Source organism: Stenotrophomonas sp. ESTM1D_MKCIP4_1 (genome assembly GCF_003086895.1).
Lineage (GTDB): Bacteria > Pseudomonadota > Gammaproteobacteria > Xanthomonadales > Xanthomonadaceae > Stenotrophomonas.
The window spans coordinates 1,010,093-1,034,380 of record NZ_CP026004.1; the positions used below are offsets into that span (position 1 = coordinate 1,010,093).

The following is a 24,288-nucleotide window of genomic DNA, read 5'->3' on the forward strand; positions in this document are numbered from 1 at the left end:
GGGCTGGCAGGGGTCACCGGATCCCAGGTAGTGCCGGCCGCTGGCCGGCAATCGCGCGGATCGGTGCCCGTGCCGACCAACGGTCGGCACCCACCAGGCCCCTGCCGGCCAGCGGCCGGCACTACCGGGGCGCCGGTCATGACCCCGCACCACCCGGCACGGTATCCTGCACGGCGGAATCGCATTCAGAGGTAGTCCATGGCGGGAGCCAAGCGCGGGTGTCTGTTCGTGGTCATGCTGGTGGTGGTGCTGGGCGCCGTCCTGGCGGGCGCGGGCGCGTGGTTCTTCTACCAGCAGAGCCAGTTCGCCGACCGCCACATCACCCCCTCCGCCGAGAGCGTGGTCATCGCCAGCGGCGATGGCATGAACAGCGTGCTGCGCAAGCTGCGCGAGGCCGGTGTGGACGAAGGCCAGGACACCCAGTGGCAGCTGCTGGCGCGCCAGCTTGATGCCGCCGGCAAGCTGAAGGTGGGCGAGTACGCGCTGGACGGCAGCCTGACCCCGCGTGAGCTGCTGCTGCGCATGCGTGCGGGCAAGGTGCTGCAGCATCGCGTCACCCTCGTCGAAGGCTGGAACATCCGCCAGGTGCGTGCCGCGCTCAAGCGCGCCGAACCGCTGCTGCACACCACCGATTCGCTGGATGATGCCGCGCTGATGCAGCGCCTGGGTTTCGGCGGCCAGCATCCGGAAGGCCGCTTCCTGCCGGAAACCTACGTCTACCAGCGCGGCGACAGTGACATGGACGTGCTCAAGCGCGCCCATGCCGCAATGGAAAAAGCGCTGGACGAGGCCTGGGAAAGCCGCGCCGCCGACCTGCCGATCAACAGCCCGTATGAGCTGCTGACCCTCGCCTCGATCATCGAAAAGGAAACCGCGCTGGCCAGCGAGCGCCCGCAGATTGCCGGGGTGTTCATGCGCCGCCTGAAGATCGGCATGCGCCTGCAGACCGATCCCACCGTCATCTACGGCATCGGCACGGCCTACGACGGCAACATCCGCCGCCGCGACCTGACCACCGATACGCCCTACAACACCTACACCCGTGCGGGCCTGACCCCGACGCCGATTGCCATGCCCAGCCGCGATGCGCTGATGGCCGCCGCACAGCCGGCCGCAGGCGATGCGCTGTACTTCGTCGCCGTGGGCGACGGCAGTGGCGCGCACGTGTTCTCGCCCAGCCTGGACCAGCACAACGCCGCCGTTGCCCGCTACCTGCAGCAGCTGCGCCAGCAACGCACCAAGGAGACCCCGGCGCAATGAGTTCCGCGCTGCTTCGCCACCCGCGTTTCGTCAGCCTGGAAGGCGGCGAGGGCGCGGGCAAGACCACCGCCATCAATGCCATCCGTGATTGCCTGCGCAGCCACGGCCATGAGGTGGTGCTGACCCGCGAACCGGGTGGCACGCCGCTGGCCGAGCGCATCCGCGGGCTGCTGCTGAAGCCCGACGCCGAGATCGCCGCCGAACCACTCAGCGCCGAAGCCGAGCTGCTGCTGGTGTTTGCCGCGCGTGCCCAGCACGTGCGCCAGGTCATCCAGCCGGCACTGCAGCGCGGTGCCTATGTGCTGAGCGACCGCTTCACCGATTCCAGCTATGCCTACCAGGGCGGTGGCCGTGGCCTGGACCCGCAGTGGATTGCCGACCTGGAGCGCCGCGCCGTGGGCCTGCTGCCGGGGCTGACCCTGCTGCTGGATGTGGACGTGGCCGTGGGCCGCGCCCGGGCCAATGGCCGCGACCTGTGGCCGGACCGCATTGAAAGCGAGCAGGATGATTTCTTCCAGCGCGTGCGCGAAGTGTTCCGCCGCCGCGCGCAGCAGGACCCGCAGCGCTTCGCCCTGATCGATGCCGGTCAGGTGCAGGAGCGCGTGGCCGCCGATGTCGTGGCCACGGTGGAACGCTGGCTGCAGGCCGGGGAGGGCGCATGAGCAGTTTCTCCCCCTGGCAGCAGCGCGCCTTCGACCAGACCGTGGCCGCGCTGGATGCCGACCGGCTCGGCCATGGCCTGTTGATCTGCGGCCCGGCCGGGCTGGGCAAGCATGAGGTGGCGCTGGCCCTGGCCGACCACGTGCTGGCCCGTGGCGATGCCGCGCATGCCACGCGCACGCGCCAGTTGATTGCTGCCGGTACGCACCCGGACCTGCAGCTGGTCAGCTTCATTCCGAACAAGAGCGGCGACAAGCTGCGCACCGAGATCGTCATCGAGCAGGTGCGCGAGATCACCAACAAGCTGGCGCTGACCCCGCAGTACGGCGTGGCCCAGGTGGTGATCGTCGACCCGGCCGATGCCATCAACCGCTCGGCTGCCAACGCACTGCTGAAGACCCTGGAAGAGCCGCAGCCCGGCCGCTACCTGTGGTTGATCAGCAGTGACCCGGCGCGCCTGCCGCAGACCGTGCGCAGCCGCTGCCAGCGCCTGGAATTCAAACTGCCGCCGCGCGATGAAGCGATGGCCTGGCTGCAGCAACAGGGCCACAGCGAAGCGTCCGCACGCGAAGCACTGGATGCGGCGCGTGGCCATCCGGGCCAGGCCGACAACTGGCTGCGCGAAGACGGCCTGAGCCTGCGCCGCGAAGTGGGCCGTGAACTGGAACAGCTGGCCGCTGGCAAGACCGGTGCGGTGGAGCTGGCGCAGAAGTGGTGTGGTGATGAGAACGCGGCCCTGCGCCTGCGCTTTGCCGCCGATCTGGCGCTGGCCCAGGCCAGCACCGACGCCTTGACCGCGCCGGACCGATTGCACAAGCTTGCAGCGTGGTTCGATGCTGCCAACCGCACCCGCGACCTGCTGCGCACCACCGTGCGTGCAGACCTTGCGGTGGTCGAGTTGCTGCTGGCCTGGAACAAGGTGAACGAGCGGCCTGCCGCAAGGGGAAATCGATGAGTGCCAGCAACGCCCGCCAGGGCATCCTGTCCCTGGCTGTAAAGGACAAAGCCGCGCTGTACAGCGCATACATGCCGTTCGTGAAGAATGGCGGCATCTTCGTGCCCACGCCCAAGCGTTACTTCCTGGGCGACGAAGTGTTCCTGCTGCTGACCCTGCCCGATTCCAGCGAGCGCCTGCCGGTGGCTGGCAAGGTGATCTGGGTGACCCCGGCTGGCGCACAGGGCAACCGCGTGGCCGGCATCGGCGTGCAGTTGGCCGATGGCCAGGAAGGCGAGAACGTACGCCACAAGATCGAGACCCTGCTGGCCGGCCTGACCAGCTCGGACAAGCCGACGCACACGATGTAACGGGGCGCGCATCGCCGCCCTGCTAGAGCCGAGCCCATGCTCGGCTGCGCCCCTCGAAACGCCCGTGAACACGAATGTGAAAAACGGTTGACGGCCTCTGAAAAGCCCCTATAATGAGCGGCTCAGCAACACACCGGGCGGTTAGCTCAGCGGTAGAGCATTGCCTTCACACGGCAAGGGTCACAGGTTCGATCCCTGTACCGCCCACCATGTTGCAGAACGAAAGAAGCCTCCAGCAATGGGGGCTTTTTTGTTGGCCGCATTCCACGCAGCCGCATTGCCTTAGTCGAGACCCTCCAGCAACTCGCGCGCGATCATCGCCGTGCTGTCCAGCAGGTCGTGGCCGCTACCGGCCTGCACCACCACCGCCAGCAGCTGACGGCCCACCTCGGCATTGCCGCCGTGCAGTTCCATCTCTCCCTCGAAGCAGAGATCGCCCAGCCATTTGTGTGCCTGCGGCAGACCGCGCTTGCGGGCGCGGCGGAATTCCGCAAGCAGCTTCGCCTGGCCCGCTTCGTGTTCGCCATCGGCAAGCAGGCCGATGGCACCACCGTGCGCGGCGCGCCAGATGGCTGGCAGCGGCCTGCCTCGTTCATCCAGCACATCCAATGCGAACTGCGCGCAGTACATTTCATAGCGCTTGCCCGCCGTGCTGTCGGGCACGATGCCCGCCTCGGCCAGCAGGCGTTCGGCTTCATCCAGCTGGTTGAACTTCAAGCGCAGCAGGGCAGGGCGGCTCAACAGCTGTGACAACGCCTGCTGGTTGGCGGCAAACCACACCTTCCAGCCGATGGTTGCGCGGCCTTCCAGCGCCGCCTTGAAGTACTCCAGGTGTTCGGCTTCCATTTCGGCTTCCTGCGAATCCCTGCGCGATTGTAGCCAAGGCGTTCAGGGCGTTCCGCTTTCCAGGCAATGGGTGGCCTCGCAGACCAGCTGCCGCGCGGCCACGATCAGCCCATCGGTGTGGAAGCCGCCCATCTGTTCGTCCGGGCCGCCTTCGACACGCGCGCGCTCGGCGGCCTGCAGAATGTCGAGCAGCGCGGAGAGCCCGGCCAGCGAACGGCTGAGTGAGGCGTGCTCGTTGGCCGCCAGCCTGCGGGGCTGCAGGGCTGCCCGTTTGCACCTTCGGCTCGCCGAATGGCGTCGAGGCAGGCGAAGAATGTGGGGGCTTGAAGGGGCAGGTTATGTTCGTCCAACGCGCACTCGATCTCGCGTGCGATGTCGTCGGGAACCTGATCGGCGATGTCGTCAATCAGCGCGTAGAGGCGTGGAAGCGATGCGGCTCGGTCGGTCATGGCAAAACCCTCACTGGCGTAGGGCCACCTTCGGAATGAAGGTGGCGGACGGTGCGGGTTGGCGTACCAAGGCAAACAAACTTCAAGGGAGAAGAAGGCCTGGCGGATCTGTCGATCCCCACGCACCGGCCGCCATTGAAGGCAGTAGGTCCATTCTCTCAGCTGCGATTGCTATCGCGGCCCTTGAAGCTTGTTCGTTTATTCGAGACGCCAATCCCGACCGAGGCGTGCTGCTGCCTTGGCGGGGCGATCATCGACCCGCGGAATCTGCCGAGTCAGTGAGGAAAGTTGCAAATCTGCGCTGGCGCTGGAGAGTTCCATCATTCTGTTCACCGGCTCGTTTACTGTGGACAGGTACAAACAGGCACTTCAGCAACCGGTCCGATGGAACGCGCTCCATCCATGAACTGAGGTGCTGATCGCGACACGGCAGGTGGACGGTGATGCCAATGCTGTCAGAGGCGGGCAAGCCCCAAGGCCGCCGTTGAACTGAGTGATCTGAGGGCCCCGCCCGGCAACAGGCTGGAGCAGTTGCAGGGTGACCGGCAAGGGCAGTTCAGCATCAGGATCAACGATCAGTACCGAATCTGCTTTCGATGGGAAGACGGTGATGCCTACGACGTCGAAGTGACTGATTACCATTGATGCAAGCGCCGTCCGTGCAATGAATGCGTTCACGCGATGCATCGGTCGACCCGCGCCGGCATGTGCGAGCCGATAGAGGATTTCTGGCCCTTTAGTGGAGGAGTTGCAGGTCAACCTGCAGCAAAAAATGAATGTCGAACGTCATCGCGAACAAGCGTGCCGCCAACCCGCTCCCGCCGGTCCACCCAGGAGAAATTCTTGCCGAAGATTTCCTGACGCCACTTGGCATGTCTGCCCGGGCACTCGCTGCGGCCATCGAGGTAACACCGGCCCGCGTGTCCGACATCATTGCTGGCCGTCGCGGCATAACGGCTGATACCGCATTGCGGCTTGGCCGATACTTCGGCACTACTGCGCAGTTGTGGCTGAATCTGCAGACGAATTTCGATCTTGAAATTGCCCGTCGCGAGCTGGGTGATGTCCTGGCGCATATCCGCCCACGAGCGGCTTGAGCCCAGGTACTTTCGCAGGATCTCATCACGGCACTGTGCCGCCGCCCCCGGCGGGCGTAGGCTCGGCCCACGGTTGTCCCCTTCAGGCCTTGGAGTGTCAGCATGCCGCTCGCCCGTATCGATCTTCGCAAAGGTAAATCCGCCGACTATCTGCAGCGCGTGGGGGAGGTGATCTACCAGGCCATGCGCGCGGTGGGGGTGCCGGAAAACGACCGCTTCCAGGTGTTCCAGGAACACGAGGCCGGCACCCTTGTTTACGACCCCGGCTATCTGGGCGTGGACCGCACCGACGATTTCGTCTGTATCCAGATCACGTGGAACGAGGGGCGGACGGTGGAGCAGAAGAAGGCGTTGTACCTCGGAATTGCCGATGGCCTGCATGCGGCGGTGGGTATCCGCCGCGAGGACGTATTCATCAATCTGGTGGAAGTGAAGCGGGAGAACTGGTCGTTCGGGAATGGGGTGGCGCAGTACGTGAGTTGATTCGCCAGGAGCAAGAGCATCCACGCATGGCGTGGATCTACTGGTGAGCGCCGAGCGTGCGGGTTCGCGGGCGTGGCCAGGATGTGGACCTGCGTCACCGTGTCGCAGGGGTAAAACCCTGAGCGTGGTCCAGGGTTGGCCGCTGCGCCGTAGAATGGGCGGGTGCGTCGCCCCCGATTCCACCGCCGGTTCCAGACCCTGGCATGGCTTGCCATGCTGTTGGTGCTGCTTGCCCCGCTGGTGAGCCGCTGGATGGCGCATGGACCGGCGCCCGCCGAAGCGCCGGTGATGGCGGCGATGGACCACGGCGCGATGGATCACAGCGCGCACGCCGGACACGCGCAGCACGCGATGGAAGGGCATCACGACCACCACGCGATGGCGATGACGCACGACGAAACCGCCCGCACGCCGGCCGTCGATCCACATGCCGAACATGAGATGGGCGTGGACTGCGAGTACTGCCTGATTGCAGCGCGGTTGATCACGCTGTTGGTGGCGGTGTTTCTGCTATTGGTGCCTCTGCTGCCCGTGTGCCGGGCGCGGTTGGGTACGTTGCTGGCCTTGCCGGTCAGTCTGGCGGGAACGCTGGGTGCGCGTGGGCCGCCGGGCGTGTTGGCTGGCTGAGCCGCGCACGCGGTCGTTCCCTGATGGATTCAAAGCTGCCAGGCATGGCCTGGCACTACTGCGTGCGCTTTTCTTTCTGCTGCCCTCGCTGATGGGGCGGCATTGCATGCCGTGGAAACATGAAAACCAACCCGAACGTCGTTGCCCTGCGCTGGGCGACGCTGCCGGCGCTGTGCGCCTGCGCCCTGTACACCGCACCGGCCCATGCCGATGCGGCAGACCCCACCACCCTGGACACCGTGCGCGTGGTCGATACCCGCCATGGCGAGCTGTCGGCCTCGGCCAGTGCGGGCTCCGCGCTCGGCCTGAGCGTGCTGCAGACGCCGGCTGCGCTCACCGTCATCGACCGCGACAAGCTGGAACAGCGTGGTGACAGCAACCTCAATGATGCGATCAGCCGTGCCGGTGCCATCAGTGCGATGCCGCACCCGGGCAATGGCCTGAGTGCGCTGTCCAGCCGTGGCTTCACCGATGGCGCGTCGGTGATGCGCCTGTACGACGGCCTGCGCCAGTACGGCGGGGTGGGCGTTACTTTCCCCTTCGATACCTGGTCCATCGAGCGCATCGAAGTGCTGCGCGGTCCAGCCTCCGTCATCCATGGCGATGGCGCCATTGGCGGGGTCATCAACATCGTGCCGAAGAAGCCGACGCGCGGTGCCATCGAGAACGAGATCAGCGTGACCGTGGGCAGCGAGGACACTGCGCGCCTGGGCGTCGGCAGCGGTGGCGCGCTGACGCCGGCGCTGGCCTACCGCGTGGATGTCAGCGGCAACTACAGCGGTGGCTGGGTCGACCGTGGCCGCAACAACGATGCGACGTTCTCCGGCGCACTGCTGTGGCAGCCGAGCACGGACCTGCAGCTGACCCTGACCCACGCGCAGGGCTACCAGCAGCCGATGCGCTACTTCGGCACGCCGCTGGTGGAGGGCCGCCAGCTGGATGCGCTGCGCCATCGCAACTACAACGTGGCCGACAGCGAGATCCGCTTCCGCGACCGCTGGACCCAGCTGGATGCGCTGTGGACGCCGACCGCGAACGTCGAGTGGCGCACGCGTGTCTACCAGATCGACAGCCAGCGCGATTGGCGCAACGCCGAGGCCTACGTCTACAACGATGCCACGGGGCTGATCGATCGTTCGGACAACACGCAGATCACCCACAACCAGGACCAGACCGGGCTGACCTCGACGCTGCGTGTGCAGGGGCGGGTGGGTGGCCTCGACAACAGCTTTGCAGTGGGCCTGGACGCCAACCGTGCGCACTTCAAGCACACCAACAACACCTACGCCGGCAGCTCCGGGCCGGTCGATCCGTTCCATCCGGTGCCGGGCGAGTTCGCGAGCGATGCCCCCAACCTGCCGCGCTACCGCAACAGCGCCGAGCAGTACGCGCTGTTTGCCGAAGACCACCTGACGCTCACTGAGCGCTGGTCGGTGCTGGGCGGGCTGCGCCATGACCGCGCGACCATCGACCGCACCGATCTCATCAGCGGCGCGGCAGCGTTTTCGAAGACCTACAGCAGCACCGGTTGGCGCACGGGTACGGTGTTCGCGCTGCGGCCGACCTTGAGTCTGTACGCGCAGTACTCGCAGGCGGCCGATCCGGTCAGTGGCCTGCTGATGATCAGCCCGGCCAACGGTGCATTCGACCTGGCCAAGGGCCGCCAGTTCGAGGTGGGCATGAAGCAGGCCTTCGATGGCGGCGAGTGGACGCTGGCCGCGTACCGCATCCGCAAGACCGGCCTGCTCAGCCGTGACCCGCTGCAGCCGGATCGCCGCGTGCAGGTGGGCGCGCAGACCTCGCGTGGTATCGAGGCATCGTTGAACTGGGCGTTCGCACCGCACTGGTCGCTGGATGCGAATGCCACGGTACTGAAGGCCGAATTCGAGGACTTCCTGGAAACCACCGGCTCGCCGGCGGTGGTGGTCTCGCGCGATGGCAACGTGCCGCCGAACGTGGCCGAGCGGATGGCGAACGTGTGGCTGAGCTGGCAGTTCCTGCCGGACTGGACCGTGGCTGGTGGCGCGCACTATGTCGGCAAGCGTTACGCGGACAACGCCAACACCCTGGAACTGCCGGGTTACAGCACCACCGATCTGGCCCTGACCTGGCAGGCGGCGCCGCGTACCCGGGTAAGCGCGCGACTGTTCAACGTGTTCGACAAGGCGTACTACGCCACGGCGTACTACACCAGCACGCAGTGGCTGCTGGGCGCGGACCGCCGCGTCGAATTCACCGTCGACCATCGCTTCTGAGGACGTCGCTGATGTCGCTGCGATCCACCGCCAAGCGCTGGACCTACCTGTTGCACCGATGGCTGGGCATCGGCGGTTGCCTGCTGATGCTGCTGTGGTTCGTCAGCGGCATGGTGATGCTGTTCATCGGCTACCCGAAGTTGACCCCGGGCGAGCGGCTGGCCGCGTTGCCGGTGCTCGATGGTGCGCACACGATGAAGGGTCTGTCGGTGCTGCCCAACGCGGTGCAGGCCGAACCGGAAAGCATCGCACTGACCACATTGCGTGGTAAGCCGGTGTACGTGGTGCGCAGCGGGGCCAACGTCGGCGTGTGGTCGGCCGACACCGGCCACGCGCTGCTGCCGGTGTCGGCGCAGCGTGCCGAACTTGCGGCGGCGGCGTTTGCCGGTGGCCCTGCCTTCCTGGGCGCCGTGCGCGTGGACGAGGATCGCTGGACGCATTCGCGAGGGCTGGACGCCCATCGGCCGCTGTACAAGGTGGAGGTGGGCGGCCCGCAGCCGGGCAGCGTGTACGTGTCCTCTCACACGGGTGAAGTGGTGCTGGATGCGCCGTACCACCAGCAGCGCTGGAACTACGTGGGCGCGTGGCTGCACTGGCTGTACTTCCTGCGCATGCAGTCGGTGGACCCGGTGTGGACGTGGGTGGTGATCGCGCTGTCCGGGCTGTGCACGCTGGCGGCCATCAGCGGCATCGTAGTGGGCGTGTGGCGGTGGCGCTTCCGTGGCCGGTATCGCTCGGGCGCGAAAACGCCCTACGTCGAGCCGTGGATGCGCTGGCACCATCTGGTTGGATTGATGGCATCGGCCTTCGTGTTCACCTGGATCTTCAGCGGGCTGATGTCGATGAATCCGCTGCAGGTGTTCACTACTTCTGCGGGTACGGTGGATGCCGCACGCTATCGCGGTGCGCCGGTGTCGCTGGAGTCTGCGGTGGCCCAGCCGCAGGCCTTGCTGCATGCAGCGGCAAAGGAAGGCGTTGCGCCAGTGGAAGTCCAATGGCGGCGCATCGGTGGCGAACTGTTCGCGGTGTTGCTGGACGGGCGGGGCGGTACCCGCATCGTGTCGCTCGCGGATGGGCGGCTCCACGTCGCCCGGGCCTTGCGCATGTCGTGGCTGCAGCAGCGCGCACAGGCGATGAGCACGGCCCCGCTGCGGACGTTCGCGATCCTGCACACGCCCGATGCCTGGTTCTACCCGCGCGCGCCCGAGGCGATGAACGGCGCGGCGGTGCGGCGTTTCCCGGTGGCGGTGGCCGACTTCGGCGATGCGCATGCCACGCGGGTGTACTTCGATCTGGCCACTGGCGATCCGCTGCTGACCCTGGGCCATCGCGAGCGGGTTGGCCGCTGGCTGTTCTATTTCCTGCACAGCTGGGATCTGCCAGGCATGCTGCGGCAGGAGAATACGCGGCTGGGTGTACTGCTGTTGCTGAGCGTGGCGGGCAGCGGGTTGTGTGTTACGGGCGTGGTGATCGGCTACCGTCGGCTGCGGATGAAGGTCCGGCGCCGCCGGCACTGAGGTCTGTGGTGCGTTGTACACACTTCGACTGGACTTCGGGTGAATTCCGATGCGGCACGTATATTGAAAGCCCACGCGTGCCCGGCATCATGGAGGGCAACCATGACCTGGAAATCCAGATGCCCCTCAACGTGCACCACAAGCTGCGCATCGCCGCTGACCAGTACACCGGCCAGAAAGTGGTCGACCAGCAGTTCCACGAATGTGATTTTTCCGGTGCCGACCTCACCGCCACCGAGTTCGTGAACTGCAGCTTCTACGATGCCGAAAGCCGCACGGGCTGCCGCTTCAATGGCGCCACGCTGAAGGAAGCCAGCTTCCGCGGCTGCGACATCAGCATGTGTCATTTCAATTTCATCAAGGCGCTGGGCCTGGAAATCAGCGAGTGCCGTGCACAGGGCGCCGATTTCAGCAATGCCAGCTTCATGAACCAGATCACCACGCGGACCTGGTTCTGCAGTGCCTTCATCAAGAAATCGAACCTGCGCTATGCCAATTTCTCGCGGGTGACGCTGGAGAAGTGCGAGCTGTGGGAGAACCGTTGGGATGGCGCGAACCTCAGCGGCGCAAGTTTTGCTGGATCGGATCTGTCGGCCGGTCAGTTTGAAGGCATCGACTGGAGCAGTGCCAACTTCACCGACTGTGACCTGACCGGATCGGAGCTGGGTGACCTCGATCTTCGCGTGGTCAACCTGCGCGGTGCACGACTGGATGTGCAGCAGGTGGCGCTATTGATGCAGCGCATCGGCATCACCGTGGTGCCGTAGGCGCTAACCGGCGTACGCCACCCACCCCTTGAAACTGAAGCCGGCGTAGAACAGCTCCACGCCCTCGAAGCCGGACTGCTGCAGCAGCGCGACCTCCTGTTCGGGGGACTGCAGGGGCAACCGCTCGATCATGACCTCGATGGTGCGCTGGGCATCGGCGTGCGCCACACCGGACGCCTCGGCAAAGGCGACGTAGCGCTGCAGCCAGCGACGCTTGCCCGCATCGTCGGCCGGTACGCTGTGGTGGGCCACCACCAGCGGTGCACCCGGACGCAGGCGACGGTGCAGCTCGCGCAGCGTGTGCAGGCGCTGGGCGGCATCGAGGAAGTGCAGGGTCAGCAGGCAGCTGGCACCGTCAAAACGAACGTCCGGCACATCGTCGATGTAGCCTGCAAGCAGCTCCACCTGCGGCATCAGCGGGCCCAGCGTCTGTTCCGCAAGCGCCAGCATCGGCGCGGCCGGATCCACGCCCAGCAAGCGCCAGCCCGGATGCGCCTCGGCGAAGGCCTTCAGCTCCAGCCCGCCACCGGCGCCCAGCACCAGCACGCGCCCTTCAAGCGGCACGCGCTCGGCCAGCAGCAGCTGGCTCATCTGCTGCAGGGCGAGAAAGCCCGGCACCTGCCGCAGCGGGCCCTCGGCGTAGCGGGCGACGGCCTGCGGGTCTTCGAAGGTCGACATGGCGTGCGTTCCTGCGGCAGCGGTGACATTCCACTGTAGCGCGCCCGTCAAGCGCGCCTCAGCGCAGCGCCCGCGCGAGCACCCGCCAGATGCGCGGGTCCTGGCACTGCGACACGTTGAAACGCACATAGTCGGCCACGCGCTGCGACTGACTGAAGGCATTGCCCGGCGCCAGCACAACGCCTTCGCGCAGGCACTGGCGGGCCAGCGCGGCGGCATCGCGGCCATCGGGCAGCTGGCACCACAGGAACAGCCCGGCTTCGGGCACCAGCCACGGCGTGATGCCCAGCCGCTGCACCTGCCGCAGAGTGTGCTTGCGGGCTTCGGCCAGGCGTGCACGGATGGCCTGCATGTGGCGCCGGTAACCGCTGTCGGTCAACGCGATCTGCATGAAGTGCGCGGCCAGATGGCCGCCGCCGAAGCTGGTGGCCAGCTTCAGGTCGACCAGTGCATCGATCCAGTCCGCACGCGCGGCGATGTAGCCACACCGCGAAGCCGCTGAAATGGTCTTGGAGAAACTGCCCACGTGGATCACCCGCGACAGCCCATCCAGTGCGGCCAGGCGCGGGGCGGGGCGCAGCTCGAAGTCGGCGAAGATATCGTCCTCGACGATGGTCAGCCCGCTGCGCTCGGCCAGGCCCAGCAGCCGGTGCGCGGTGGCGGCCGACAGCACCGCGCCGGTCGGGTTGTGCAGGCCGGAGTTTGTGATGTACAGCCGTGGCGCATGTGCCTGCAGGGCCTCGGCGAAGGCATACAGATCCGGCCCGTTGTGCGTGTAAGGCACACCGATGGCCTGCACCTGGTGCGCCTTCAAGAGTGCGTGGTAGTTGAAGTAGCTGGGGTCATCGACCAGCACGCTGTCGCCCGGTTTCAGCAGCAGGCGGCAGACCAGATCCACCGCATGCGTGCCCGATTCGGCCAGCAGTATCTGGTCCAGCGGTGCCTCGATACCGAGGCCGGCGGCACGCCGCTGCAGTGCTTGGCGCAGCGCAGGCAGCCCGAGCGGGCTGGCGTAATCGGTCAGCGCCGATGCTTCGGCGCGTGCCATGCGCCGCAGTCCACGGCGCAGGCCGTCCTGGTAGAGCCAGTCGCTCGGCATCCAGCCGCAGCCGGGTTTGAGGTGCTCGGCCGGGGTTTCCAGCGATTGCCGCGATACCCACAGCGGATCCACCACGCGATCCAGGCGCGGTTCGATCGCCGCCAGTGCCAGAGGCGGCAGCGGACCGGCCACATAGAAGCCGGAACCGGCGCGCGCGGCGATCACGCCCTCTGCCGCCAACCGCTCGTAGGCCTCCACCACCGTAGACACCGACACCCCCATGGCCGCCGCCTGTGCGCGCACCGAGGGCAGGCGTGCGCCGGGGCCGTCCAGGCGGGCTGCGATGCGCGTGCGCACGGCCTGGATGACGCTGTCGATACGGCTGGGGGATCGGGACATGGCGGGAACTGTGTGGGAAGTGTGACCAGTACAGTTACTTGCGACTGTACTGGATTGTAGCTGGGTGACACGGCGCGGCGATGGCCCAATGGCTGCCCGGGCCTTGCGTGGCCCTTTGCAACGGATATCAGCGTGGAACGGTCGGCAAGCGGGTGGATCAACGGCTTCATCGGTGTGGTTATCTTCGCCGGATCGCTGCCGGCCACTCGCCTGGCGGTGCTGGAACTGGATGCGGGCTTCGTCACCGCCGCGCGCGCCAGCATTGCCGCGCTGCTCGGCTTGGCCCTGCTGCTGGCATTGCGGCAGCCACGGCCGGCGCGCGCGGACCTGCCTGGCCTGGCGATGGTCAGCCTAGGCGTGGTGGTGGGTTTTCCGCTGCTGACCGCGCTGGCCCTGCGCCAGGCGTCGTCAGCGCACACCATTGTCTTCGTCGGCCTGTTGCCGCTCAGTACCGCGCTGTTCGGCGTGCTGCGCGGCGGTGAGCGGCCGCGACCGGCGTTCTGGCTGTTCTCGGTGCTGGGCAGCGCCTGTGTGGTGGGTTACGCGGCACGCAACGGTATCGAAGGGTCGCTGCAGGCCGATCTGTTGATGCTGGTGGCCATCGTGGTGTGCGGCCTGGGCTACGCCGAGGGCGGGCGCCTGGCGCGGCATCTGGGCGGTTGGCAGGTCATCAGCTGGGCGCTGCTGCTGGCCCTGCCGGTGATGCTGCCGCTGACGGTGATGCTGCGCCCGGCGGCGGTGGCGGCCATCGGGGCAAGCGCGTGGTGGGCGCTGGGCTATGTGGCAGTGTTCAGCATGCTGGTCGGCTTCCTGTTCTGGTACCGGGGGCTGGCCCAAGGCGGGATTGCGGCAGTGGGCCAGCTGCAGTTGCTGCAGCCGTTCTTCGGGCTGGCACTGGCGGCGGGGTTGCTGCATGAAACCGTCAGCACCGGCATGGTGCTGGTGACGCTGGCGGCAGTGGCCTGCGTGGCAGGGGCGCGCCGCTTCAGCCGCTGACGCTGCCGTCCGCTGTCACGCTGTGTGCCGGCACGCGTTTTCGCTGGGGGCCTGCCTTGGGCAATAATGCGGTCTCTGCCACAGCATGGATCGCGATGTAGATGACGGGTTCCGGATCGCCTGCTGACGAGGGTGCCACCACGCTGCTGCGGCGCTGGAGCGCGGGCAACGACCTGTCTGCCCGCGATCGTCTGCTGCAGATGCTGTACGCACAACTGCGCGGCATGGCGGCGGTGCGGCTGAGTGGCGATGCGCCTGGCCTGTTGCAGCCCACCATGCTGGTGAACGAGGCGCTGATGCGCATGCTCGACCCCGGCATGGCCTACAACGATCGCGTTCATTTCCTTGCCCTGGCCGCACTGAAGATGCGTAGCGTGATGGTCGACCATGCCCGCGCGATGGGCGCGGCCAAGCGCGGCGGTGACCAGATGCATCTGACCCTGGACCATGCCGACCGCGAAGGTGTGGATGACAGCGACGCCGTGGACGTGCTGGCGCTGGATGCCGCGCTGCTGGCCCTGGCCGAAGTGGATGCGCGCGCCAGTTCCACGGTCGAGTGGATGTACTTCGGTGGCATGCGGCGGGAAGAAATTGCCGCAGCGCAGGGCGTGTCGGTGCCGACGGTTGACCGCGACCTGCGCTTTGCCAAGGCCTGGCTCAAGCGCTACCTCGGTGGCACACCCACGGGAGATGCCGGCGCATGAACGACGCAGTGGACTGGGGCGCAGTCCGTGCGCTGTTCGATGTGGTCTGCGAACTGCCCGAGCCACAGTGGGAGAGCGAACTGCAGGCCATGACCGGCGATGCCGTGCTGGTGCACGAGACGCTGGCCCTGCTGCGCGCGCAGACCCAGGCGCTGGGCGGCATGCAGCGTTCGATCGATACGGTGCTTGCCTCGCTGGATGCTGATGGCATCCATGTGGGGGAGCTGATCGGCCCTTGGCGGCTGGTGCGCCTGCTTGCGGCGGGCGGCATGGGCCGGGTGTTCCTGGCCGAGCGCGCGGACCAGCTGTACCGCCGGCAGGTGGCGATCAAGGTGATGCGCCGCAGTTTCGATCCCGCACTGGCGCAGCGGCTGCAGGCGGAGAGCCAGATCCTGGCCGACCTGCAGCATCCCAATATTGCCCGCCTGTATGACGTCGGCCGCGCAGGCGCCGATCAGCCTTACCTGGTGATGGAGTTCATCGACGGGCAGCGCCTGGACGAAGCCTGCCGCGCAGCCGACATCACCCTGACCGGGGTACTGGGCCTGTTCTGCAAGGTGTGCCGTGCAGTGCAGGCTGCGCATGCGCAGGGCGTGATCCACTGTGACATCAAGCCGGCCAACGTGCTGGTGCGGGGTGGTGACGAACCGGTGCTGCTGGATTTCGGCATCGCGCGGTTGATGGATGATGGCAGCAGCGAGTCGGCCGCCTACGCCACGCCACGCTATACCAGCCCGGAACGGCGCTCGGGGCGCCCGGCGGCGGTGGCCGATGACATCTACAGCCTCGGGGTGATGCTCGATGAGCTGCTGGCGCTGGGTGGGCCGGCCGTGCGCCTGCATGACGACCTGATTGCCGTGGCAGAGCACGCACGCGCTCCGGTTGCTGCCGACCGTTACGCATCGGTGGATGCGCTGGCCGAAGACGTGATCCGTTTCCAGCAGCACCGCCCGGTGCGTGCGCGGCGCCCCAGCCGTGTGCACCGCGCACGCCTGTTCCTGCGCCGGCAGTGGCGTGCCTCGGCACTGGCTGCCTGTGCGCTGCTGGTGGCGGTGGGATTCGTGCAGCGCATTGGCGATGCACGCGCCCGCGCTGAAGAAAACGCGGCGGCCGCCTCCGGTATTGCCGATCTGCTGGTGGCCGCCTTCGATTCGGCAGAGCCGGGCATCCGCAGTGACCGTCCGATGACGGCACGCGAGGTGCTTGATCTGGGCGCGCTGCGGATCGAGCAGGATCTGTCCGCCTCGCCGCTGGTGCGGGCGCGCCTGCAGGCCGCGCTCGGGCGCGCCTACCGCAACCTGGGGCAGCCGCGCGAAGCCGGCGCGCTGCTGCAGAGCGCTGTGCTGGGCCTGCGTGATGCCGGTGCGCCGTCGCGCGAGATTGCCGCAGCGGAGGCTGCCCGTGCTCTGCTGCAGGTGGAGGATGGCCAGCAGGATGCCGCCCTGCAGGGCGCACGCCGGGGTCTGGCGCTGCTGGAAGGCGACGATGACATCAGCGTGCGCATCGACCTGCTCAATACGGTGGGGCGCGCCCACGCCAGCCGCGAGCATTTCGATGAGGCTGCTGCCGCCTATGCCGAAGCGCTGGCTCTGGCCCGGCGCAGCATCGGCGTGGCATCCGATGCCGGCCTGATGACCACGCTGTCCAATCTGGGCACTCTGTACCGGTCGCAGGGCAAGCTGGCGCTGTCCGAAAGGACGTTGCGCGAAGCTGCCGCCATCGGTGGCGGTGCGTCGCCCCTGCACGGGCCGGCCCGCCTGCGCGTGCTGCGTTCGCTGGTCTACACGCTGCTGGCGCAGGGGCGCGCAGACGAGGCGATGCGACTGGCCGAAGAGACCTTCGCCATCACCCGCCAGCTGTTCGGCACCGGCAGCAGCTATACCGCCGCGGCCGAAGCGGCGCTGGCTGGCCAGTACCTCGATCTTGGCCGCTATGGCGAGTCGCAGCAGCACTTCGATGCGGCCATCGCCACCAGCGTACGCGTGGATGGTGCCGACAGCCTGGCGTACGCCGGCATGATCTACGGCCGGGCCATCATGGAGGAGGCGCGCGGCGACCTCGCAATGGCCGAGCGCGGCTACCGGCAGACGCTGGCCCTGCACCAGCGTCTGCTGGGCAACCAGCATCCGCGCAGCCTGGATGTGCAGATGGTGCTGGCACGGCTGCTGATGCGGGCTGGACGTACCGATGACGCCGAGCCGCTGCTGCGTGAGGTCGGCGTGGTGTGGCGACGCACCCTGGCAGCCGATTCACAGCAGCTGGTAACGCTGGAACTGGTGGAGCTGGAGTGGCTGACCCGCGCCGGGCGCATTGCCGAGGCACGCGAGGCAATGGCCGCGTTTGATCGGCGCAATCCCGCGCCGGTACCAAGTCTGGCACTGCGCCAGCAGATGCAGGCGGCGCTGCTGGCCCAGCGCAGTGGCGATGGCGATGCGGCCGCGCGCTGGGCGACAGTGGTGGCCACCTTCGAGCGCTTCTACGGTGCCGATTCCACGGCCACGGCAAAGTGGCGCATTCCTTATGCGGAAAGCCTGCTGGCCGACGGCGATGCGGCAGCGGCGTCAGCCCAGCTGCGGCGCGCCCGCCCGCAACTGGTCGGGTTGTCGCCGCAATCCGAGTTCCTGTTGCGCGCGGCCGCCCTGGAGGGGCGGTTGGATAACAGCAGCGTCGCCCGGGCGCGATAGCTTCCCTGCGTTTTCTCCGGTTGTTCCATGACAGGCATCCGCACTGCATGGACAACAGGGGAACGCAAGATGAGCAATGATCGGCCGGCGCGCCGCCCGTACAAACCGCGGGGAGGAGTGATGCACCGCTTTGCCAAGGCCTACAGCAAGGCGCGGGAGTGGCATTGCTCGCGCCTGCGCTCATCGGTGGTCGGGCTGCGCTTCGCGGTATGGGGGGACAGCGGACGTTTCACTTCGCATGGCGGTTGGCGCGTTTCGCGCATCAGCCGCAGCGATTCGGAAGTCTGAGCCCGTGGGTGATACGCAACAGCTATCGTGCACGGGTGAAATCGGTATTGGCCGCCGCGCGGGCCCATCGCCCATGCTGCGGTGGATGAAACCTTCCCCCATTTCCTTCGCGGGCCAGGTCGGCCTGGTGACCGGTGCTGCAGGCGGTCTTGGCCTGGCGTACAGCCGTCTGCTGGCACAGCGCGGCGCACACGTGGTGATGCATGACGTGGGCGCCGGCCTGGATGGTCGCGGCAGCGATCCGGACCGCATCAGCGCCGCCGTGGCCGCGCTGCGGGCGCAGGGTCTGTCTGTGGAGGGCGCTTCGGGGGCCATTGATGAGCGCCTCGGCTGCCACGCGCTGGTGCGCGAGCTGCTGCACCGGCATGGCCGCATCGATTTCATGGTGCACAACGCGGGCTGGGTGGCCTACGAGCTGCTTGAAGCAGTGGATGACGAAGCCCTGGAACAGATGATGCGCGTGGCTGCCAAGACGCCGCTGTGGCTGGCCCAGGCCGCCTGGCCGGCGATGCGCGAGGCCGGTGGCGGCCGCATCGTGGTGACGACGTCCGACCGTGCGTTGTACCCGCAGTACGCACAGAAGGGCCTGGCCGGCTATGCGATGGCGAAGATGGCGGTATTGGGGCTGGCCAACGTGCTGGCGCTGGAGGGTGCCGAGCACGGCATCGTGGTCAATGCCGTTTCGCCGGTGGCCAAGACCCGCATGTGGGGTATTGAGGGCGAGCCGGACGAGCTGCACCCGGATGCCGTTGCCAGCGGTGTCGCCTTCCTGGCCTCGGTGCGCTGCCGCGAAGGGGGTTGGGTGCTGCGTGCCAGCAATGGGCAGTTCCACGCGTTGCGCCTGCAGGATGCAGAACACGTCGGCTACCCGCGCGACCTGCGTGCGGTGGCGGCTGACAGCATCGAATCGGTGGCCCTGCAGTGGCCGGTGATCGCACAGCCGAGTGTCGACGCCCGCGGCTGAGCGCGTACCCTAGGCAGCCCCCCTGCCGTGCGTGCCGCCATGATCGATCTGCGCCTGCTCCGCCAGTTCGTGGCGGTGGCTGAAGAACTGCATTTCCATCGCGCCGCCGCGCGCCTGCACATGTCGCAGCCACCGCTGACGGCCGCGATGCGGCGACTGGAGGACGAGGTGGGCACCCGCCTCATCGCGCGCGGCAACCGCACGCTGGGGCTGACCGCCGCCGGGCAGATGCTGCTGGGTGAAGCGCGCGCCACCCTGCAGCAGGCGGAACAGGCACTGCAGCGGACCCGCGAAGCGGCGGCCGGGCAGATCGGCAGTCTGCGCGTGGGCTATGTGGGCAGCGCCCTGTACGGCCGCCTTCCGGGCCTGATCCGGCAGTTCCGCCTGCAGTTTCCACAGGTGCAGCTGCACCTGCAGGAAGCCACCTCGCGGCAGCAGCAGCAATGGCTGCGCGAGGAACGCATCGACCTGGGCGTGCTGATTCCACCGATTCCGTCAAGTGAACTGACGCTGCAGGCGTTTGATCATGATCGCTTGGCCATTGCCGTGCCGCGTGCGCATGCCCTGGCCGCATGCCAACCGCTTGGCGTTGCGATGCTGTCCGACGAACCATTCGTCTCCTGGCCGGCAGGCGAGGGCATCGGCTTCCATGCCCAGGTGCTGGGGCTGTGCACCCGCGCGGGCTTCACGCCACGGGTGGTGCAGGAAGCGCAGGGCATGCACGCGGTGCTGTCTCTGGTGGCGGTGGAGGCGGGCGTGGCGATCGTGCCGGCCAGCATGGCCAGCTTCCGTCCGCAGGAAGTGGTGTACCGCATGATTGAAGGGGCCGGCGCCCACTTTGAACTGCAGTTCTGCACGCGGCCGGGTGTGCCCGGGCCGGTGCTACAGCACTTCCTGGCGCTTGCGGCCCAGCAGGGTCTGTCGTGATCAACATCAACACACATCATCGCCTCGCGCGCGTCGCGTGAAGCGCCGGTCGGCCGGTGCTGCTGCGGCACTGCACGAACACCACCGCGCAAGGGTTTCCGCCCGCCACCGTGGCGATCCGTAGTTCTCTGATCGATGGCTGCGGACAAGCCCTACAGCCTTCGTCTGTGCATGCGGTCAGCATGCCTTCGCCAGCCGCAACGGCTGGTTGGGATTGGCGTCCCACAAACAACTCTGGCGCGTGTCCGGAAGAAGTCCAGGAAGGGCATCTTTCGGGCGACGCGGCCCGCTGGTCCGTGGTGGGTGATGCGTGGGGATCACCGCGATCCGCCGGTCCGATCCAGAGTTTGCCGGTACGCCAACCCGCATCGCCCGCCGCCCATCCACGCACCTGCGTGGGAGTGAGAGGGTCGCCGCTCCGCTCAGGCAGAGCGCACCTCTTGCGGGGGGCGGGCGGCGGGCGGTGCACCTGTCACGGCGGCGTTGGATCGCTGTCATCGTCGTGTCGCCACGGACTCACGCGGCCTATGCTCATGCAGGCCTAGAGTCGATTTTCCCGTCCCCCACGGAGATCTGCCATGTGGTTGCTTGATCAACTCTGGCCCAGCCGCCGCCCGCTGCCCCAGCCGATAGCCGATGACCGACCGCTGCCGCCGCGCAGGCCTTGGCTGAAGCGTCCGGCGCGGGCAGGGCGCAGTGGCATGGCGCCGTGGCAGAAGGTCGCGCCGGCGATGCGCCGTACGCGCCATTAGCCGGTGCGATCGGCCGGGTGGTTGACCCCGTCGTTAACCGGGATGATGCCCAGCGCGAACGGATCGATGCCTTCCAGGCAGGCGACGTTGTAGCCGTACTGGTCCGGGTTGGAGCGACGCCGGTGATGGGTGTAGATGCCGCAGATTCCGCAGAAGTAGTGCTCGGCCACGTGGGTGTTGAACTGGTAGAGGCGCAGGTGGTCCTGCCCGCGCACGACCTGCAGCCCCTGCCGGCTGACACTGGCGGCGATGGCACCACGGCGGCGGCACATGGAGCAGTCGCAGCGGCGCGGGTCGACAATGCCCTCGGGCAGCTCCAGCAGCAGTTCGACCGTGCCGCAATGGCAGGTGGCGCGGTGCTGGGGCTGAACCGTGACGCCGGCTACGGAGGTGATTCCCATTGCGGTTCCTGGCTGCGGTGACGCGGCCAGTATGCGCCGCCCGCGCGGCCGGCGCCCGTTTCTGAATGGGTGGGTGGTGCCAGCGTCAGCCTGCATGTGGCTAACTATGTCGCCCCCAGACGCGACAGGATGCCAGTGAGAGCCGCAGCACGTTGGATGACAGGATGTGCCATGGCGCTGCTGGCGCTGTGGGTGGCCGGCATGTTCGCCTACCAGCTGCCGGGCCCTGGATGGCTGTCGGGCAGCGTGGCCGTGCTGTGGCTGCTGGCGGCGCTGTACGCCGCGGTGGCCGTGGCCCGTGGCCGGATTTCCCGGCGCTGGACCGGTTTCTACCTTGGCTCGGTGGCGCTGGCTGGCCTGTGGTGGCTGCTGCTCACCCCACGCCAGGATCGGGACTGGGCCGACGACGTGGCCCAGCGCCTGCATGTCGAATCCTTCGATGGCCGGCATGTCGTGCTGGACAATGTGCGCGACTTCACCTGGCGCAGCGAGACCGACTACGACGCGCGCTGGGTGCGCCGCGAATACGATCTCGACCAGTTGCGCTCGGCCGACCTGGCGCTGTCGTACTGGATGGGCCCGGCCATCGCCCACACGCTGGTGTCGTTCGGGTTCGACGATGGCCGCCATCTGGTGTTCTCGCTGGAAATCCGCAAGGAACGCGGCGAATCCTTCTCGGCGCTGGGCGGCTTTTTCCGGCGCTTCGAGATGACCCTGGTGGCATCGGAAGAGACCGACATCCTGCGCACGCGCACCAATACGCGTGGCGAGGATGTCTACCTGTACCGCCTGCATGGCCTGGACCGCGGCCAGCTCAAGGCGCTGTTTGCCGCCTACCTCGATGAGGCCAGGCAGCTGGATGCCGCACCGGCCTTCTACAACACGGCCACCAGCAACTGCACCACGATCGTCTTCGATCTGGCCCGCCACATCGCGCCCGGCCTGCCGCTGGACTACCGCCTGCTGTTGTCCGGCTACCTGGCCGAGTACGCACAGGAGGTGGGCGCCCTCGCGCCGGATGTGCCCTACGCCGAACTGCACGCCAAGGGCCGCATCACCGAACGCGCCTTGCAGATGGCGCCGGGTGAGGACTATTCCACCGTGATCCGCCGCGGCATTCCCGGCACCGGGCAGGACCCGCAGCCATGACCTTCGTTTTCCCGATCCGCTGGCAGCGCGTGCTGCCGGCGCTGTTGGCGGCGTGCGTCCTGCTGGGAAGCAGCGGCTGCGCGATGGTCACGGTCAAGCAGGTGGCCTCCGGCGATTCGCTGGTGAACAAGCGCGCCGATGTGCTCAACACCGGCAAGCTCAGCCCCGCTTCGCGCGAGACGCTCAGTGCCGCCGGCCTGGATGAATCGCAGTGCGAGAAGGATTTCCTGGTCTGCCGCAGCACCCTGCTGATGACCGACGACCTGAATGTCGAGCAGCGGCTGTCGACGCTGTCCGAACTCTGGGTGAAAGCCGCGCTGGCGTTGACCCCGAAGAAGCACGCCGCCGGCGAGCCGCCGATGAGCGATGCCGCGCTCGATGCTTGGCTGGAAGCTGCGCGCTATGGCTATGCGTACCTGTTCTTCAGCGGGCGCTCGCCCTCCGATCGCGCCTTCGAGGACCGGCAGACGCAGGTGCGTGATTACTACAACTACGCTGCGGAGAAGGCCGCTGTGGTGCTGTTCGCGCGTGCGCGCGCGGCAGCGCTGGCCGGTGAGGATTACACCCGGCCCATGTCTGCCGGCAGTTGGACGCTGGCTGCCAACTACCAGCAGCTGGCATTGAAGAGCATCCCGTCGCAGCTGGTGCCGGCCAGTTCGGTCAGTTTCGTCGGGCTGCGCAGTACTTACCGTCGCGATGGCTTCGGTGCCGAACTGGTGATGGTGATGGACCCGCCTAAGCTGGTGGTGCCAGCGGTGGCCGCCGATGGCCCCAAGGCCGAGACCGCGCAGGGCGAGGGTGACGCTGCGCGCGGCCGCCGCCAACGGCATGACGACAGCGTGCCCGAGTTCAGCGAGATGTCCTCGATCAATGTCACCGCCCTGCTGCGTTTCGAGGGTGACAGCCTGGACGATGTGATGCGCACGCGGCGGGTTGAACTCGATGCCTATTCGCCGGAAGCCACCGAACGCATCACCCTGCATGGCGAACCGGTGCCGCTGGCCGGCAACTTCACCGCGGCCTATGGCCTGTGGCTGGCACAGAGTGGCTTCGCAACGCAGTCGCTGCGCACCTTGTTCGGTTTGAGCGAAGGCATCGGCGAGCCGCACATCTACCTGATGCAGCCGTGGGACCCGAACCGCCGCATCATCTTCATGCTGCACGGGTTGGCCAGCAGCCCGGAAGCATGGGTGAACCTGGCCAACGAGATCATGGGCGACCCCGAGCTGCGCCGGCAGTTCCAGGTGTGGCAGGTCTATTACCCGACCAACGCGCCCATTGCGCTGAACCGCTACGAGATCGCCAACGCGTTCAACGATACGTTGAAGCATTTCGATCCCAGCGGCAGCACGCGCGCATCGAAGGACATGGTCTACATCGGCCATAGCATGGGCGGCGTGCTGGCGCGGCTGCTGGTGAGTGATTCGGGCGATGTGCTGTGGAACGACCTGCTGGCCAACTACGATCTGAAGGGTGAGCGCCTGAAGCGCGTGCAGAGCAAGCTGGGGCCGCTGCTGCATTTCAAGGCGCAGCCGGACGTGGAGCGCGCGATCTTCATTGCCGCCCCGCACCAGGGCACCGATATTGCCGGCAACAAGGTCGGCCGCCTGATCGGGCGGCTGGTGCGCCTGCCGCTGACCCTGCTGGGCAAGTTCGAGGATGTGTTCCTGGCGCTGGCGCAGGCTGAGCAGCAGGTGGATGGCATGGCCAAGCCGAAGATTCCCAACAGCATCGACAACCTCAAGGCCAGCGATCCCTTCGTGAGGGCCGCCGCCCAGCTGCCGATCGAGCCGGGCCTGAAATACAACTCCATCATCGCCCAGCGCAAACCGGAACTTCCGCTGGAAAAATCAGATGACGGCCTGGTGCCTTACTGGAGCGCGCACTTGCCGGGCGCGCAGTCGGAGAAGGTGATCATTTCCGGGCACAGCGTGCAGGAAAGCCCGCAGGCGGTGCTGGAAGTAAGGCGGATCCTGCACCGTGACATCGACGAGGTGGGGACGGGAACCCGGCCGTGACACGCTGGGGTCGGAGCCGTTTT

23 protein-coding genes, 1 tRNA gene and 1 pseudogene are annotated in these 24,288 nt (G+C 67.2%); 21 read left to right on the plus strand and 4 right to left on the minus strand.

What is annotated here, in order from left to right; genetic code table 11:
- Positions 1-198 precede the first annotated feature (198 nt).
- From mltG to C1924_RS04720, 5 genes are all read left to right on the plus strand, one after another.
- Positions 199-1,260, plus strand: a complete 1,062-nt coding sequence (gene mltG, locus C1924_RS04700) for an endolytic transglycosylase MltG (RefSeq protein WP_108764249.1) — start codon at positions 199-201, stop codon at positions 1,258-1,260.
- On the plus strand, positions 1,257-1,922 hold the full coding sequence (tmk, locus tag C1924_RS04705) for a dTMP kinase (RefSeq protein ID WP_108764250.1): 666 nt from the start codon (positions 1,257-1,259) through the stop codon (positions 1,920-1,922). Before mltG ends, tmk begins: the two co-directional genes overlap by 4 nt.
- Positions 1,919-2,875 carry a DNA polymerase III subunit delta' gene (locus C1924_RS04710; RefSeq protein WP_108764251.1) on the plus strand — a complete coding sequence of 319 codons (957 nt, stop codon included), beginning with the start codon at positions 1,919-1,921 and terminating at the stop codon, positions 2,873-2,875. The genes tmk and C1924_RS04710 overlap by 4 nt, the downstream gene beginning before the upstream one ends.
- Positions 2,872-3,225, plus strand: coding sequence for a PilZ domain-containing protein (locus C1924_RS04715; protein WP_079220849.1), 354 nt, complete (start codon positions 2,872-2,874; stop codon positions 3,223-3,225). The genes C1924_RS04710 and C1924_RS04715 overlap by 4 nt, the downstream gene beginning before the upstream one ends.
- 135 nt (positions 3,226-3,360) lie before the next feature.
- Positions 3,361-3,435, plus strand: a tRNA-Val gene (locus tag C1924_RS04720).
- Between the two features lie 72 nt (positions 3,436-3,507).
- Here the strand turns inward: C1924_RS04720 and C1924_RS04725 are convergent.
- Positions 3,508-4,071 carry a hypothetical protein gene (locus C1924_RS04725; protein ID WP_108764252.1) on the minus strand — a complete coding sequence of 188 codons (564 nt, stop codon included), beginning with the start codon at positions 4,069-4,071 and terminating at the stop codon, positions 3,508-3,510.
- 66 nt (positions 4,072-4,137) lie between these two features.
- On the opposite strand from C1924_RS04725, the gene C1924_RS20450 reads away from it, so the two are divergent.
- From C1924_RS20450 to smqnr, 8 genes and pseudogenes are all read left to right on the plus strand, one after another.
- Positions 4,138-4,296, plus strand: a complete 159-nt coding sequence (locus C1924_RS20450; protein WP_216821577.1) for a hypothetical protein — start codon at positions 4,138-4,140, stop codon at positions 4,294-4,296.
- A gap of 701 nt (positions 4,297-4,997) precedes the next feature.
- Positions 4,998-5,165 (plus strand): annotated as a pseudogene (locus tag C1924_RS04735) (type II toxin-antitoxin system RelE/ParE family toxin); the annotation flags it as partial.
- A gap of 131 nt (positions 5,166-5,296) precedes the next feature.
- Complete coding sequence (locus C1924_RS04740) at positions 5,297-5,617, plus strand: HigA family addiction module antitoxin (protein WP_108764254.1); 321 nt, start codon at positions 5,297-5,299, stop codon at positions 5,615-5,617.
- Positions 5,618-5,719: 102 nt separating this feature from the next.
- Positions 5,720-6,100 (plus strand): tautomerase family protein, encoded by a 381-nt coding sequence (locus tag C1924_RS04745; protein WP_108764255.1) that lies wholly within the window; start codon positions 5,720-5,722, stop codon positions 6,098-6,100.
- A gap of 213 nt (positions 6,101-6,313) precedes the next feature.
- Positions 6,314-6,727 carry a DUF2946 family protein gene (locus C1924_RS04750; RefSeq protein WP_108764256.1) on the plus strand — a complete coding sequence of 138 codons (414 nt, stop codon included), beginning with the start codon at positions 6,314-6,316 and terminating at the stop codon, positions 6,725-6,727.
- A gap of 119 nt (positions 6,728-6,846) precedes the next feature.
- On the plus strand, positions 6,847-8,982 hold the full coding sequence (locus tag C1924_RS04755; protein WP_108764257.1) for a TonB-dependent receptor: 2,136 nt from the start codon (positions 6,847-6,849) through the stop codon (positions 8,980-8,982).
- An 11-nt stretch (positions 8,983-8,993) separates the two neighbouring features.
- The gene (locus C1924_RS04760; RefSeq protein ID WP_108764258.1) at positions 8,994-10,499 is read left to right on the plus strand and encodes a PepSY-associated TM helix domain-containing protein; all 1,506 of its coding nucleotides are present in this window, start codon (positions 8,994-8,996) and stop codon (positions 10,497-10,499) included.
- A gap of 119 nt (positions 10,500-10,618) precedes the next feature.
- On the plus strand, positions 10,619-11,266 hold the full coding sequence (smqnr, locus tag C1924_RS04765; protein WP_108766969.1) for a SmQnr family pentapeptide repeat protein: 648 nt from the start codon (positions 10,619-10,621) through the stop codon (positions 11,264-11,266).
- A gap of 3 nt (positions 11,267-11,269) precedes the next feature.
- Here the strand turns inward: smqnr and C1924_RS04770 are convergent, their stop codons facing one another.
- Both C1924_RS04770 and C1924_RS04775 read right to left on the minus strand, forming a co-directional pair.
- A complete protein-coding gene (locus C1924_RS04770; protein WP_108764259.1) occupies positions 11,270-11,944 on the minus strand; it encodes a class I SAM-dependent methyltransferase in 675 nt (224 codons plus the stop codon).
- A 58-nt stretch (positions 11,945-12,002) separates the two neighbouring features.
- Positions 12,003-13,382, minus strand: coding sequence for a PLP-dependent aminotransferase family protein (locus C1924_RS04775; protein ID WP_108764260.1), 1,380 nt, complete (start codon positions 13,380-13,382; stop codon positions 12,003-12,005).
- Between the two features lie 132 nt (positions 13,383-13,514).
- Between C1924_RS04775 and C1924_RS04780 the strand changes: the two genes are divergently transcribed.
- The 6 genes from C1924_RS04780 (at position 13,515) to C1924_RS04800 (ending at position 19,945) form a co-directional block, all read left to right on the plus strand.
- The gene (locus tag C1924_RS04780; protein WP_108764261.1) at positions 13,515-14,378 is read left to right on the plus strand and encodes a DMT family transporter; all 864 of its coding nucleotides are present in this window, start codon (positions 13,515-13,517) and stop codon (positions 14,376-14,378) included.
- A gap of 101 nt (positions 14,379-14,479) precedes the next feature.
- Positions 14,480-15,082: an ECF-type sigma factor gene (locus C1924_RS04785; RefSeq protein ID WP_108764262.1), complete on the plus strand. Its 603-nt coding sequence runs from the start codon at positions 14,480-14,482 to the stop codon at positions 15,080-15,082.
- Positions 15,079-17,766 carry a tetratricopeptide repeat protein gene (locus C1924_RS04790; RefSeq protein ID WP_108764263.1) on the plus strand — a complete coding sequence of 896 codons (2,688 nt, stop codon included), beginning with the start codon at positions 15,079-15,081 and terminating at the stop codon, positions 17,764-17,766. Before C1924_RS04785 ends, C1924_RS04790 begins: the two co-directional genes overlap by 4 nt.
- Before the next feature lie 120 nt (positions 17,767-17,886).
- Complete coding sequence (locus tag C1924_RS20255) at positions 17,887-18,054, plus strand: hypothetical protein (RefSeq protein ID WP_159094752.1); 168 nt, start codon at positions 17,887-17,889, stop codon at positions 18,052-18,054.
- Between the two features lie 85 nt (positions 18,055-18,139).
- The gene (locus C1924_RS04795) at positions 18,140-19,018 is read left to right on the plus strand and encodes an SDR family NAD(P)-dependent oxidoreductase (protein ID WP_108764264.1); all 879 of its coding nucleotides are present in this window, start codon (positions 18,140-18,142) and stop codon (positions 19,016-19,018) included.
- Positions 19,019-19,057: 39 nt separating this feature from the next.
- The gene (locus tag C1924_RS04800; protein WP_108766970.1) at positions 19,058-19,945 is read left to right on the plus strand and encodes a LysR family transcriptional regulator; all 888 of its coding nucleotides are present in this window, start codon (positions 19,058-19,060) and stop codon (positions 19,943-19,945) included.
- 748 nt (positions 19,946-20,693) lie between these two features.
- Here C1924_RS04800 and C1924_RS04805 read toward each other — a convergent pair.
- Positions 20,694-21,098 (minus strand): GFA family protein, encoded by a 405-nt coding sequence (locus C1924_RS04805; RefSeq protein WP_108764265.1) that lies wholly within the window; start codon positions 21,096-21,098, stop codon positions 20,694-20,696.
- A 171-nt stretch (positions 21,099-21,269) separates the two neighbouring features.
- On the opposite strand from C1924_RS04805, the gene C1924_RS04810 reads away from it, so the two are divergent.
- Together C1924_RS04810 and C1924_RS04815 are read left to right on the plus strand one after the other, a co-directional pair.
- Complete coding sequence (locus tag C1924_RS04810; RefSeq protein ID WP_108764266.1) at positions 21,270-22,247, plus strand: DUF4105 domain-containing protein; 978 nt, start codon at positions 21,270-21,272, stop codon at positions 22,245-22,247.
- Complete coding sequence (locus tag C1924_RS04815; protein ID WP_108764267.1) at positions 22,244-24,265, plus strand: alpha/beta fold hydrolase; 2,022 nt, start codon at positions 22,244-22,246, stop codon at positions 24,263-24,265. Before C1924_RS04810 ends, C1924_RS04815 begins: the two co-directional genes overlap by 4 nt.
- The last annotated feature ends 23 nt before the right edge of the window (positions 24,266-24,288 follow it).